This is a genomic window from Stenotrophomonas sp. STEN038, assembly GCF_056759895.1.
This window is the reverse complement of record NZ_JBRRDW010000003.1, coordinates 102,595-115,971: the sequence shown is the minus strand read 5'-3', so window position 1 is coordinate 115,971 and position 13,377 is coordinate 102,595. Positions and strand designations below refer to the sequence as shown.

The 13,377-nt window shown below is 57.9% G+C and carries 9 protein-coding genes; 5 read left to right on the top strand and 4 right to left on the bottom strand.

Going from position 1 to position 13,377, the window contains the following annotated elements:
• Nucleotides 1–266: 266 nt before the first annotated feature.
• Nucleotides 267–1,946, top strand: a complete 1,680-nt coding sequence (locus ACVOLS_RS02160) for a hypothetical protein (protein ID WP_481544275.1) — start codon at nt 267–269, stop codon at nt 1,944–1,946.
• Nucleotides 1,947–2,215: 269 nt separating this feature from the next.
• Here the strand turns inward: ACVOLS_RS02160 and ACVOLS_RS02155 are convergent, their stop codons facing one another.
• Nucleotides 2,216–3,772 carry an NAD(P)-binding protein gene (locus ACVOLS_RS02155; RefSeq protein WP_481544274.1) on the bottom strand — a complete coding sequence of 519 codons (1,557 nt, stop codon included), beginning with the start codon at nt 3,770–3,772 and terminating at the stop codon, nt 2,216–2,218.
• Nucleotides 3,769–4,431, bottom strand: coding sequence for a hypothetical protein (locus ACVOLS_RS02150; protein WP_481544273.1), 663 nt, complete (start codon nt 4,429–4,431; stop codon nt 3,769–3,771). The genes ACVOLS_RS02155 and ACVOLS_RS02150 overlap by 4 nt, the downstream gene beginning before the upstream one ends.
• Before the next feature lie 587 nt (nt 4,432–5,018).
• Here ACVOLS_RS02150 and ACVOLS_RS02145 point away from each other — a divergent pair.
• The gene (locus tag ACVOLS_RS02145) at nt 5,019–6,185 is read left to right on the top strand and encodes a hypothetical protein (protein ID WP_481544272.1); all 1,167 of its coding nucleotides are present in this window, start codon (nt 5,019–5,021) and stop codon (nt 6,183–6,185) included.
• Between the two features lie 300 nt (nt 6,186–6,485).
• Here the strand turns inward: ACVOLS_RS02145 and ACVOLS_RS02140 are convergent, their stop codons facing one another.
• Nucleotides 6,486–7,007, bottom strand: coding sequence for a hypothetical protein (locus tag ACVOLS_RS02140; protein ID WP_481544271.1), 522 nt, complete (start codon nt 7,005–7,007; stop codon nt 6,486–6,488).
• Between the two features lie 382 nt (nt 7,008–7,389).
• Between ACVOLS_RS02140 and ACVOLS_RS02135 the strand changes: the two genes are divergently transcribed.
• Nucleotides 7,390–7,716 carry a hypothetical protein gene (locus tag ACVOLS_RS02135; protein ID WP_481544270.1) on the top strand — a complete coding sequence of 109 codons (327 nt, stop codon included), beginning with the start codon at nt 7,390–7,392 and terminating at the stop codon, nt 7,714–7,716.
• 110 nt (nt 7,717–7,826) lie between these two features.
• Here the strand turns inward: ACVOLS_RS02135 and ACVOLS_RS02130 are convergent, their stop codons facing one another.
• The gene (locus ACVOLS_RS02130) at nt 7,827–11,537 is read right to left on the bottom strand and encodes an indolepyruvate ferredoxin oxidoreductase family protein (RefSeq protein WP_481544269.1); all 3,711 of its coding nucleotides are present in this window, start codon (nt 11,535–11,537) and stop codon (nt 7,827–7,829) included.
• 169 nt (nt 11,538–11,706) lie between these two features.
• Between ACVOLS_RS02130 and ACVOLS_RS02125 the strand changes: the two genes are divergently transcribed.
• Together ACVOLS_RS02125 and ACVOLS_RS02120 are read left to right on the top strand one after the other, a co-directional pair.
• Nucleotides 11,707–12,345: a tetratricopeptide repeat protein gene (locus ACVOLS_RS02125; protein ID WP_481544268.1), complete on the top strand. Its 639-nt coding sequence runs from the start codon at nt 11,707–11,709 to the stop codon at nt 12,343–12,345.
• Nucleotides 12,346–12,450: 105 nt separating this feature from the next.
• On the top strand, nt 12,451–13,365 hold the full coding sequence (locus ACVOLS_RS02120) for an AEC family transporter (protein ID WP_481544267.1): 915 nt from the start codon (nt 12,451–12,453) through the stop codon (nt 13,363–13,365).
• The last annotated feature ends 12 nt before the right edge of the window (nt 13,366–13,377 follow it).

Genomic DNA, 13,377 nt, shown 5'->3' with positions numbered 1-13,377 from the left:
TCCGTCTCTGGGCGAAGGGGGCATTCGGGCTTTCGGGGCAAAAAGACGGGTGCTAGCGTCCGCTTTCGACCCAAAGCGGTCGTACACAGTCTAGGTATAGCTGGGCGATTCAGAGCCGTACAAACTTCTGCGCACCAGCCTGAGTTGTGCCCCTGTGGCGCGTCTCCTTCATGCACTCGATAGCATAACGGCAGCTTCGCTGGTGTATCAGCTCCGTCGTGCGATCACAGCTACAATCCAGATTCACCGAGAACGCGGGATTAATAATGACCGATCGTCAATACTCTGAAGATGAAATCAAAGATCTGACTGACAGGGTATTCTTGCTGCGTCAGAGCATCGAAGAAGGAAAAATTCACTTTGCGAGCCATCTGATTAATGGATTTATTGAAAGCTACGAGGCAATTCGGCTGACAGATGATGGACTTGTAGATCCGAAAACTGTCGATGGCCGAATCCGGAGCGCCACCCTAGCCATAAAGCACTTCAAGTACCGCGAAGATCTGAAAAACGACATAAGTGTCGGTGAAATTCAGAATTTGTACTTCGAGATGCTGTTTACCCAATTTGGCCCGATTTATGAGCGCATGCAAAAAAACGGCTTAAACCCCCACCAGGCTAGCGTGGCACTTGTAAAAGATCCTAATTTTATAAAAAGTGTAAAAATGGGGCTGCCGGAGCTTGGAAAGGAGGTGAAATCTTTCTGGGAGAGTGCCGCCGAAGCGGGCGCTTTTCATTTGCAGGATGGCGGGCAATTGAAGGCAACATTCTCTGGAGACCTTTTTCCGTCGCACCTGGAAAACGTAGTTTCTACAGCTGGCCTGTATGTAGACACAATAGTTCTGCCATGCCCCATTCTTCGCATTGCACCCCTTCAAGGATTCTATCCGGAAGCTGAGATCGCTCGCCTGTTGGTCAAGCACGTCTTGACGGCGATGACATATCGTGATGTTGCTACTGCCGATATTAGCCCGCCCATCGTATTGATTTTGCCTCACCACGGCGATGTTGTCAGAGGTGAGAGCAACGACATTGTTGTCCGTGCGACGCCAGCCATCCTGAAGCATGGCGCATACCTGTTTGACCGGAATTTTGCGGATATCGATGACTACGAAGAGTTCTGTGCAGCCCTGAAGACGATCCCACAGGTTATTGCGGAGCTCAAGAGACCCGATCGCATCCTGTTTGATTCGGAATGGGATTTAGGAGCAGAAGCACAGTTGGCACGTCTGATGAAGGATCCGCTCCCCACGCTACCTGGATCTGACGGCAACAGCGCTGGAGTTCAAGTCTTTAACACGAGCGTAGGTCGAATGCCTCAGGCACTAGGCTCTCGAGACGCTGCACTGAATTTTGGGGGAACCCCATTAATTGGAGCAGAGACATCTTGGAGCTACTACACGTGGTTCCTAGAATATGAGTCAGCTATTTCAACTCAAGAGTTGCTTGGTGGCAAGTCGTCGCATGTCACTCGTGCGCTCGTAGCAGAGGGAGCCAAGAATCTGTCTTGGCTTGGGAACGTTCCACCGGAAACAGTCCTCGATATCCGCAAAAGAGGGCATGCTGAGGAACTCCGACATATCCTAAGTGCAGGTCTCGATGAGCTCATCGCGCTGAAGTCGGATAACTACTTTCAGACGTCTAATCGCGTTGTTGATAACCTCGACCGTGCCTTCGAACAACACGAACGGCAGCTCCTCGAAGCAAGGAACAAAAAGTTGAAGCTCTACGGGATTGATGTCGGTAGCTTCGTAGCGACCGGCGCCATCGCAGTCACCGCCGCCGTGACAGGAAACGTCGCATTGGGAGTTACGTCTGCGGTTCTTGGAATGGGAGGCCTACCGAATTTGCGAGATATCAGATCGAAGTTTAAGGAGCAGGCGGCTGCAGACGAGGTGCGTAAGAATTCACCAACAGGTCTGCTCTTTAGACATGTGCGGAAGTAGCGATGGCTATCAAGCTTGGACGATTCAGATCCTTGGCTTCGGCGCCGCAGCTTGGACTTCAACTAGTCAATAAGTCCAAGTTGGCGGTAGCACCCGTCTAGCAGTTCATTGAAGTCGACGCCGCTTCGCAGCGCGGCTTAACTCAGGCGTTCCGATGTCTGCTTCTGGCCGAAAGTGGACATACGGATATCGAGCGATTGTGGAATATGATTCCGATCATTTCTTTCCGGACAGATACTTCGCTGTCGGAATCTTGAGGAATGACACAATCAAAAAGGGCGTACGGGCGGAGGGATACGACCCAATTCAGCACGCCCGGCGTCCATTCCAGAGAGGCCGAGCAATTGGGTAGGTGATGCTGCCTTGTCGAGGCCGCCACGAATGACGACAAGGTCGCAATCCCTGTCTTCGATGCCATTGGTCGTGCAAATCTTTAGTTTTGCCCCCCGGTAGTTGTCATTATTTTCGGAGAACTCGATTACCTTGCCTGATAGAATTTCAAATTTCCGGTAGTGCTTTGATAGCGGATATTGTAGCAGTTGCTCAATTAGCAAAACCATGAACCGGTTGAGCGCATATGCCTTAGTAAAATGTCCTGATTGACTGATCAGAGTTACCTTAACGACATCTTCTCGGATCAAATCATTCAATGCTTTATGGAGCGCAACCGATTCGGCTGCAATCAGGTCGGCTGCAATACTAATAAAGACCTTGTCAAGGGCCTCAAATATGTGCGTCTTGTGAGTCCAGATAGCACCACCCGTCGTATACCCATCCGCCGCAGTTATCTCAGCCATGGCCTTGGTTACGTGCAGGGATTCCAGTAAATCTCCTTTAGTTATCATGAAATCCCACGCTGCAAGTGCATGTGGAATGTCTGCGCGAATGAGGCAGCGCAATGCGTCCTGCATTGCGCCGTCTCCAGAACCCAGGATCCCGACGCGAGGCGGTTCATTGAAGCCAAGCTTCTCATTTGCAATAGCGTCGGACTCCCAGAACGGAACGTGCTGATAGCTGCTGGATGGAACCTTGTTTTCTGCGTACTCCGTCGTCTCGCTCGCGAAGCCAACTGCATAAATGACATAGCGAAAGCCGAATCCGCTGATCGGCAGCGCTACGCCTTCTTCGTCCAGATCCACCAAGGGTAGTGAACAATCGTTCAGTGGCACGCCATGAATACTCACTTTAGCTGAAAGCAAATTACGCAAGGATTCCTTACTCGATTTACTTAGTTTTGTCTTTACAGCTAGATGACCCAGCTCATAACTTCCGGACCCGTTGCGTAGATTCTGATAATTGCGCTCCCAGTCGGTCAGGTCACTATGCATTGCGCGCTTAACTTTCGAAGCGAAGTCTTGGATCAACTTTGGAGCATCGAATGAGAGCTGCAGTGCGTGTTCTGAAGCATCCTTCATGTCGAGCAGGTGCGGGGAATCTAGTGGATAGTTGTGGCGAGCATGATTGGGGTGGGGCCACTCATACATGCCAGTACTGACATAACGGCTTGCGCGTGATGCAAGAACCCCGCCAGGCACCTGAGTACCCTTTTCTATCAAAATGAAGCTAATCCCTAGATCATGGGCCTCTTTTGCAGCCGCCAGTCCCGCCATCCCCCCGCCGCAGATCAGAAGCTGAAAATCCTCCCTGTTTTCTGGAGCCCCACTCTTGACCAGTTCCACTTCAAGCAACGTTCTCACCAGCATCTGTGCGCGAACCACTTGGTCACGCAAGCTAATGTGAGAGAAACGATAACTCAGATCGAATTGACGAGGCGCGATCTTGTGCGCTAGCAGCGGCAATGCATCGATTCCCGAACCGACCATCATACTTGCTCCAGAATGGCATCGTATATATCGCCATCGATCGAAAAGAGGACGGGGTGATTCAACAATTCTCGCGCACCTCCTGCGCCGCTCCCGCCTCCGCCCGATGGTCCGTCGCCAGCTCCACCATTTCCGCCTCCAGCACCATCGCCAGAACCCTCACGATGCCCCTCCCCATCCCGGCTATGGCCCAAATAGTCTAGGCGCAGTTCCTCATCACTGTGTACCGGCAGTACTGTCGATTGCGCGCTTTCGAATCCTTCACCCCCGCGCCTGACTCGATCCAATGCATCCAGAATGACATCGTCTAAATCGGCTCTCCATTCCCCGTTGTAAACCTCGACAACACCAGCGGGACCGATGTTTAAGGCAATCAACGTGTCTGCAGAATAACCGCGGAGCCGTCGATCAGGCACCTCATTATCGCCATCAAAAAACAGTACAATGGCGATGAACTTGCCACTGCTGCGATGCCAATAGTGCATATTCCAAGTGTAGTTGTAAGGATAGTCCCAGTGATCGTCCAGTCCGTAGAGCTTTGCCGCCAGCATCTGTCCGATGGTATGCCGCTGCACTGCTGAGAACCGTGTACGGGGCGCGAGCCCCAACCGCAGCAAGTCGTCTATGTATGGATTGGTATTCGGGTTGAACACGCGGCTCATCGAGGCCTACTTCCGTCCGTAGCTGAGATAAGCATTCTTACTTCAGATCGCCATGGTCGTCCAGTCCGCGGTCCATAATGCAAGTGCGATGTGCAGGATTAACTTTTGCCATGGATAGCGGTCGCCGTTACTACCAACTACCACTGGAAAGTCCGGCTCCTATCCGCTCCTTCCAGTCCTTTGTCGGAGTAAACACTTTGAAACCCTTGTCACACATAATTCCCGCTGCCAACCAGGAAGCGGATGTTCTCTAGCCATAGTAGCCGTGGCTCGGCAAACATGTAAGCTAACGCATAGCTGCGTTGAGAGGGGGGGCTGATTATCTGGACACACACTCGATTGCCGCGCTGAAGGTGGGCTATCGATGGATGCTTGGAAACCCGATGAGGTTCGAGCTGCTAGGCGGACCAACCACGTTTGTGGCAGAACCTGCGCTTTTGTCGACTCCAGAATTGCTACAGCTCGTAACAGAAGACTATGTTCGGCCATGCGGTAGATGGATGCACTTCAGTTTCAAGTAAATACCTAGGGCATGCTCGCGGCGAAAGCCTAAAGCATCATCTTTTAGAGAGCGGTTCGGAGGAATCATGCTTCGGTTCATCTTGATAGTTGGAACGATGCTACTTGCCACTGGATGTGTCCATTTCCCTCCCGCGGGCGCCAATCAGGTGGATTGCAACCTCAACCGTTTTGGAAACGACCCCAGCCTCATGACCGAACGCGGCAAATCGGCGACGGTGAAGGTAATTCAATTTACAGATGACGGTCTCTATACAGATCGCTGCGATTTAACGGACGTGCTGATTGAGCTTCAACAACCAAAGCCACAAATGGTTGTCCTCTACGTACATGGGTGGAAGCACAATGGAGCGAGCGATGACTCTGACCTGATCGAGTTCGGTCGTTTGATCAACACCCTAGCTTCGGATGAAGCTGCACGTGGCCATGATCGGCGTGTTGTCGGGATATACGTTGCCTGGGACGCAAAGCGTACCAGTGCTCCCGTCTTAAAGGAACTCACGTTCTGGGGAAGAAAGCGTGCAGCAGACCGCGTGAGTCAATCTGCTGCAATTACCAGGTTACTAGGTGCGATCGACAGCATTGCAGAAAAAAGAGCTAACCCGAGCGATCTGACCATTTATGCCGGACATAGCTTCGGCGCGCGTATCCTCTACTCGGCGACGGCCCAACTATTGGTTCATCGCCTTCAGCTTGCTCATCCCGGAGTAAGGGGAGACCCGTTCGGGCCGGTAAGTGGCACGGGAGATCTCGTGCTTTTGATTAACCCTGCATTTGAGGCCTCGTTGTACTCGGTATTTGCGACTCAACAGAGTCGCTGGCAAGAACCTTTTCTCCCCTCACAACTTCCCGTCCTGCTTGCAATTTCAGCAGAGAATGATCGTGCTACAAAAACCGCCTTTCCGATAGGCCAATTGGCAGGATTGGAGTTCGCCCGAAGTCGACGAACTACGCTTGGAAACTATAGCCAATACATTACGCACCAATTGAGTCCGTGCGGAACGGATACGCCTTTAGTATGTGACAGATCGTCACTTGAGAATTTCTGCGCCAAAGGCATCTGTCTGACGCGAAACATAGACAAAAGTCTACCCCACAACCCTTTTATTGTTGCGCAAGCCGATTCAACAATAGTCGACGGTCACGGAGGCATATGGAAGCCGCAGTTCGTACAGTGGCTCGCCAGTTTCATCAGCGAATTGGATGAAAGAAAATCCAAATCTGTAAAAGAGTAGAGCAGCTTTCCACTGAGCTCTTATAAAGTAACGTGCGATAAGTTGGAGCATGTCCGTTCGGTGCCTAACGTTGCTGAGTAACTGTTCGTAGCATCCAGTTGCTCCCAGATCGACGCAGCCTCTGAACGACAATGATCAACATCCATACGGGGCAAGTGGCTTGCAAGACCGTCAGCGCATAGGGTCGTGTGATGAGTGTTGCCACCTGCATCCGCTGGAGGTCCGCTTGCGGTCACGAGCGGACCTACTCAACTCTGGTATCAAGCCGAACCTCGAAGCAGGTTCGGCTTGAGCGAATTGTTAGACACTGATCCGTTGCTGGTTATCGTACCAAAGACCATCTCGATCCGTGAGCGATACAAACTTCGCTGATTCAGCCCAGCCGGAATACACGGCGGCATCATCAAATTCATCGAGATCAACCCATACAAGTTTTTCGCCATTGTTTTCTTTGGGGAGCACCATGAACAGCACCCACACTTCTCCATCAGAGTAATGGCTCTCTATGAATGACTTCAGTGCGCGATACTGGTCAAGCTCCCGGTCCGAGAGACGAAATATTGTTCCATTCTCTGTGGAATGGTATTTTGCATCCAAAAGCAAGATGTCATCGCCGTCCTTATTTTCAGCGATAAAATCTGGTCTCTTTCCACCGCGTTCCCGAAGTTGTTTTGAAAGAGTCCCGCGTCCCTGATTCACGGGCTCGTAGATCCATTGTCTGTCCTGCAGCCATCTCTCTGCGTGCTGCTCACCATCCTCACCAGCGGCTTGAGGGTCCTGCTTTCTCAACATCACACGGAGCTTTTGCAGACGCTCGTTCATTCTTGTGATAGTCCTCTTTCCATTTCTAACTCCCTAATAGCCGTCTCCGTGGCCACGGCTAAACGACTTATCCACGAAATGGGATTTCCCTTGATACAGCTAGAGCTTAGACCGGCCGGGTCCAGGCAACAAGACAACGCACTACCGGATCCAGCGGTAGGCTGGGCGACCGCTCCAAGCTCGCACCGATAGACGTGGAGATGTTCTCTTTGGGTCGTTAGCGGACATTGAACAGAATTCGCATGTTTCCAAACTCAGCTCCTGACGAGTCCAGCGGATCCCAAACCATCGGAAGGTTGGAACACATGCTCAAGATCATGGTCTTTGCGATTGCGCTGCTAGTTGCAAGCAGCGCAATCGCGTGCGACCGCCCCATCCGCTCATGCGAAAAAAAACGCCGCCTCTGGCGGAAATTCAGAAGCTGCCTCCCGACGACGTGATTGGTGAAACCGCGGATGTGGAGCCGCAACCGGTGGAGAAGGTCCCCCAGTTTCCACGCAGCATCTGGATGCGCTCCAGCAGCCTGACCTGCGTCGTGGTTGTCCTGGACGAAACGGGCAAGCCGCAGGACTCCATCGTTTCCTATCCGTCCCGAATGGGGCTGACCGATCAGGAGAAGCAGGTGATTCTTGCCGTTCAATGGACGCCGGCACAGATTGGCGGGCAAGTGCGGCCCTCCTTGGTGTCCATGGACTTTGAGATCCGCTGACGCAAGCTCAGTCGGCACCGACCCGCAGCTTCAACCTCGGCGCTGAAGCTCAGACCGCGCCATGCAACCCATAGGTTGCATGGCGCAGAGGCAACGTATCCGTTGCCTGCTCAGATCGCCTGCACGATATGCAGCGCCTTCGGGTTGCGCCACGTCGCCAACAGTGTCGCCTCGCGCGCCTTGGCTTCATGCAGGTGCGCTTCCTTGACGTGGCCGTAGCCGCGGATGTGCTCGGGGATGCTGGCTATATCCACCGCCAGTGCGAGACGACGCGCATCCAGGCCGCTGATCAGTTCCTGCAGGGTCTTCTCGTAGTCAGCAATCAACTGACGCTCGCCGCGGCGTTCCTCGGTGTAACCGAACACGTCGAAGCGGCCACCGCGCAGGCCCTTGAACTTGGCCAGCAGGCCGAAGGCCTTGAACATCCACGGGCCATATTCCTTCTTCTGCAGCTGGCCGTGCTCGTCGCGCTTGGCGAACAGCGGCGGGGCAAGGTGGAAACGGACCTGGTAGTCGCCTTCGAACTTCTCTGCCACGCGCTTGGCGAAGTCGCCGCTGGTGTACAGGCGGGCTACTTCGTATTCGTCCTTGTAGGCCATCAGCTTGAAGAAGTAGCGCGCGGCGGCTTCGCTCAATGCGGTGCTGCCCGGGATCGCTTGCTGCTCGGCCTTGCGCACGGCATCGATCAGCGTGCGATAGCGATTGGCGTAAGCGGCATCCTGGTAATCGGTGAGGAAGCTGCTGCGGCGGGCGATCAACTCGTCCAGCGAACGCGACAGGTGCGCATCGTCCAGCGATGCGAACGCGGTCTCGCCACTGGCCTGGCTGGCGGCGGGCAGGCCACGGACATCCGGCTCGTTGCCGGGGTTGCGCGGTGCAGACGGTGCGCCTGCTTCATTGCCTTCCCATTCGCCCGGCGGCAGTTCGCGCAGCGCGGCCGGCTTGCGCTCGGCGTCGGTCGGCGCGTTGCGCACCAGGCCGGCGGCCTGCTGCAAGGCTTGCGGATCGATCGCGGCCAGGCGGCCCCAGGCGAACGCGGTCTGATTCATGGTCACGGCGGCGCCGTTGAGCTCCACCGCGCGCATCAGCGACTCCAGCGACAGCGGCACCAGGCCCTGCTGCCAGGCGAAGCCGAGGATGAACAGGTTGGAGGCAATGGCGTCGCCGAGCAGGGCGGTGGCCAGCTGGGTGGCGTCGAGCAGGATCGGGTCGCGACCGCCCAGTGCCAGCTTCACCCCGGCAATGATGTCGGCGGCCGGGAACTGCATGTCCGGGTGGGTGGTGAAGGTGCCCGGCATCGCTTCGTAGGTGTTCAACACCACCTGCGAGCGCTCACCACGCACCTTGGACAGCGCCCAATAGTCGTTGACCACGACCATGTCGCAGCCCAGCACCAGGTCGGCTTCACCGGCGGCGATGCGCACCGCGTGGATGTCGGCCGGCGTATTGGCGATGCGGATATGGGTGGTGACTGCGCCGCCCTTCTGCGCCAGACCGGTCTGGTCGAGCACGCTGGCGCCCTTGCCTTCGAGGTGGCCGGCCATGCCGAGCAGCGCGCCGATGGTCACCACGCCGGTGCCGCCGACGCCGGTGATCAGGATGTTCCAAGGCTGCGAGAAATCGGTGCGGAAGGTCGGCGCCGGCAGATTGTCGAGCAGGCTGGCCGAACCACTCTTGCTGCCCTTGCGCAGCTGGCCGCCATGCACGGTGACGAAGCTCGGGCAGAAGCCCGTCGTGCAGGTGAAATCCTTGTTGCAGTTGGACTGATCGATGTCGCGCTTGCGCCCGAATTCGGTTTCCTTCGGCAGCACCGACACGCAGAAGCTCTTCTCGCCGCAGTCACCGCAGCCTTCGCAGACCAGCGAGTTGATCATGGTGCGCTTGGCCGGGTCGACGATCTTGCCGCGCTTGCGGCGACGGCGCTTCTCGGTGGCGCAGGTCTGTTCGTAGATCAGGATGCTGGTGCCCTTCACCGTGCGCAGCTGCTGCTGCACGGCGTCGAGCTCGGCGCGGTCGTGGAACTCCACATCGGCCGGGAACTCGTGACGACGCGACTTCCACTTCTGGATGTCATCGGACAGCAACACGATGGTGTACACGCCTTCCGAGCGCATCTGGTGGGCGATCTGCGGCACGGTCAGGGTGCCGTCCACCGGCTGGCCGCCGGTCATCGCCACCGCATCGTTGTAGAGGATCTTGTAGGTGATGTTGACGCCAGCGGCGATGGCCTGGCGGATCGCCAGCGAGCCGCTGTGGAAATAGGTGCCGTCGCCGAGGTTCTGGAACACGTGCTCGGTGTCGGTGAACGCGGCTTGGCCGGCCCAGGTGACGCCTTCGCCGCCCATGTGGGTGAAGGTGTCGGTGTCGCGGTCCATCCACGTCACCATGTAGTGGCAGCCGATGCCGGCCAGCGCACGCGAGCCTTCCGGCACCTTGGTCGAGGTGTTGTGCGGGCAGCCGGAGCAGTAATGCGGCACGCGCGGGAACTGCGCGCGCGGCAGCGCCATCTCGGCTTCCTTGACGTCCATCCAGCGCAGACGCTCTTCAATCGACTCGGTGTTGAAGAAACGCTGGATGCGGCGCCCGATCACGCCGGCAATCGTCGCCGGGGTCAGCTCGCCGGTGGACGGCAGGATCCACTCGCCCTGCTCGTCGTACTTGCCGACGATGGACGGGCGCGCGCCCCAGTTGGCCGGCCAGTTGTAGAAGTATTCCTTCATCTGCCGCTCGATGAAGGCCTTCTTCTCCTCCACCACGACGATGTCTTGCAGGCCGCGGGAAAATTCACCGATGCCCTGCGGCTCCAGCGGCCAGGTCATGCCGACCTTGTAGACGCGGATGCCGATGTCGGCGCAGGCCTTTTCGTCCAGGCCCAGGTATTCCAGCGCCTGCAGCACGTCCAGGTAGCTCTTGCCGGTGGTGACGATGCCCAGCCGCGCCTGCGGCGAGTCCATCACCACCTTGTCGATGCCGTTGGCGCGGGCGAAGGCCTGCGCCGCCTTCACCGCATAACGGTGCAGGCGCATTTCCTGTTCCATCGGCGGGTCCGGCCAGCGGATGTTGAGGCCGGCGGCGGGCATGTCGAAGTCTTCCGGCAGGATGATCTGGCGGGCGAACGGGTTGACGTCCACCGAGGCCGAGGACTCCACCGTTTCGGCAATCGTCTTGAAGCCGATCCAGCGACCGGTGTAACGGCTCATCGCCCAGCCGACCAGGCCCATGTCGAGGATGTCCTGCACGCCGGCCGGGTTCAGCACCGGCATCATCGCGCTGACGAATTCCTCTTCGCTGCCGTGGGGCAGGGTGGAGCTGCGGCAGGCGTGGTCGTCGGCGGCCAGCGCCAGCACGCCGCCATGCTTCGAGGCACCGGCGGCGTTGGCGTGTTTGAACACGTCACCGCAGCGGTCCACGCCCGGGCCCTTGCCGTACCACATGCCGAACACGCCATCGACCTTGGCACCGGGGAACAGGTTGGTCTGCTGCGTGCCCCAGACCATGGTCGCGCCCAGGTCCTCGTTGAGGCCAGGCACGAACTTCACCTTGGCCGCTTCCAGGTGCTTGCGCGCCCGCCACAGCTCCAGGTCGAAGCCGCCCAGCGGCGAGCCGCGGTAGCCACTGACGAAGCCGCCGGTGTTCAGTCCGGCCGCGGCATCGCGCTGCTGCTGCATCAAGGGCAGGCGTACCAAGGCCTGCACGCCGCTCAGGTAGATGCGGCCATCGGTGCGCGTGTATTTGTGTTCCAAAGTGTAATCAGAATCACGCACGCCGATCAGCGGATCGTTGGCGGAGGCAGGCGAGGTAAGTTCGGCGGTACTGGTCATGGCTGGCCCATTGCGGAAACGGCTGGCAGGTGCCGCCCGGCGGGGCCGGTGGCAGCCGCGGATTGTAGCAGTGGGGGCTTTCATCACCCTGTAACCCGTCGCGCGTAGCGCCCGGAGCGGTTAGGATCGGGGCCGGGTGGGGGATAACTGTTTGATGGGGATTGCAGTCATGGGGGTTACAAAGCGCATGGTCGCTGGCGCACTGCTGCTGGCGGGCTTGTTTGTTGCAAACGCGCAGGCGCAGAGCTTGCCGAAGATCAACGAGTTCTATTTCGATGACGATGTGGCGGCCAAGCCGATCCACGCTGTGCCGCCTGAACAGGCAGATGCGGTCGATCAGCTGATGAAGCTGCGCGAGCGTGGCCGCAAGGGCGTGGAAGCAACCGCGCAGCTGGCCAGCATCGCCTACCGCGATGGGCGTACCGAGCTGGGCGGCAAGCTGTATGACGAGGCCATGGCCTCCGTTGCCGACACCTCCGTGCAGGCTCGCAGCCTGCGCTGGAACCATGGCTGGGATCTATACCGCCGCGGTGATGCGCAGGACGCACTGAACCTGTGGAGCAAGGCCGCCGAAAGCACCCGGGGCAATCCGTCGTGGCTGCCGACAACGCTGGCGTTGGTGCTGTGGAAACTGGAGCGCAAGGACGAAGCCGTGGCCTGGTATGCGGCAGCCGTACGCACCGAGCCGGGGCAATGGAGCGATACAGCGGCGTATGCGCAGTTGCTGCCGTCCTGGAATGACGCCGAACGCACGCAGCTGGCCCAGGTACAGCAGGCGTGGGCGGCCAATCCGCCGGCGTGGCCGTAACGCGGTACCCGTAGGCCGGCATCCGCGCCAGTGCTGATGCCGTAACAGGAGACTTTGAGCCGGCGCTGATTCCCCCTGCGGGGCAGCCCGGCGCATGCTTGCGCCATGGCATTCGACGCTTTCGCACTGATCCTGACCATGCTCGCGCTGGGCATGGTGTTCGCACGTTTCCGGGTATTCCCGGACAACGCTGCCGACGTGCTCAACAAGGTGGTGCTGTACATCTGCCTGCCGGCAGCGGTGCTCACCTATGTGCCGCGCCTGCAGCTGGATGCCTCGTTGATCGGCATCATGATGACGCCGTGGCTGTTGATGCTGATGACGCTGGCCTTGGTGAGCCTGGCCACACGTCTGTTCGGTTTCGAGCGGCAGGTGCACGCGGTGTTGCTGCTATGCGTTGCGCTGTGCAACTCCAGCTTCATCGGCTACCCGATGGTGCGCGCGCTGCTGGGCGACCACCCCCTGCCGTATGCAGTGGTCTATGACCAGTTCGGCACCTTCGTGATGCTGTCGACGTTCGGCCTGTATGTGCTGGCGCGTTACAGCGGTGATACCCCGCCGAGCACCAGCCAGATCCTGCTGCGCATCGCCCGGTTCCCGCCGCTGTGGGCACTGATCTTCGCCCTGCTGGTGATGCCGGCATCACCGCCGACATGGATCGCCGGCGCACTGAAGAACGTATCTGACGCGATGTTGCCGCTGGTGATGCTGGCAGTGGGCCTGACCATCCAGCTACGGCTGTCGCGCGCTGAACTGGCGCCTCTAGGCGTGGGCCTGCTGCTCAAACTGCTGGTGTTACCCGCCGCCGCCTTGCCGCTGTCCTGGGCATTTGGCCTGCAGGGCGAAGTGCTGCGGGTCAACGTGCTGGAAACCGCTATGCCGACCATGATCACCGCCGCTGCGCTGGCCATTTCACACCGGCTGGCACCGCGCTTGGCAGCGGCGATGGTCGGTTATGGCATTGTGTTGTCCTTGGTTACCTTGCCGGCTTGGGTGTGGGTGTTGGACCGGCTGGTTTGAGTCAGGGTTAGG

Coding starts and splice junctions, on each gene's coding strand:
- ACVOLS_RS02160 (WP_481544275.1), top strand. CDS start 267: ATGACCGATCGTCAATACTCTGAAGATGAAATCAAAGATCTGACTGAC.
- ACVOLS_RS02155 (WP_481544274.1), bottom strand. CDS start 3,772: ATGATGGTCGGTTCGGGAATCGATGCATTGCCGCTGCTAGCGCACAAG.
- ACVOLS_RS02150 (WP_481544273.1), bottom strand. CDS start 4,431: ATGAGCCGCGTGTTCAACCCGAATACCAATCCATACATAGACGACTTG.
- ACVOLS_RS02145 (WP_481544272.1), top strand. CDS start 5,019: ATGCTTCGGTTCATCTTGATAGTTGGAACGATGCTACTTGCCACTGGA.
- ACVOLS_RS02140 (WP_481544271.1), bottom strand. CDS start 7,007: ATGAACGAGCGTCTGCAAAAGCTCCGTGTGATGTTGAGAAAGCAGGAC.
- ACVOLS_RS02135 (WP_481544270.1), top strand. CDS start 7,390: ATGCGAAAAAAAACGCCGCCTCTGGCGGAAATTCAGAAGCTGCCTCCC.
- ACVOLS_RS02130 (WP_481544269.1), bottom strand. CDS start 11,537: ATGACCAGTACCGCCGAACTTACCTCGCCTGCCTCCGCCAACGATCCG.
- ACVOLS_RS02125 (WP_481544268.1), top strand. CDS start 11,707: ATGGGGGTTACAAAGCGCATGGTCGCTGGCGCACTGCTGCTGGCGGGC.
- ACVOLS_RS02120 (WP_481544267.1), top strand. CDS start 12,451: ATGGCATTCGACGCTTTCGCACTGATCCTGACCATGCTCGCGCTGGGC.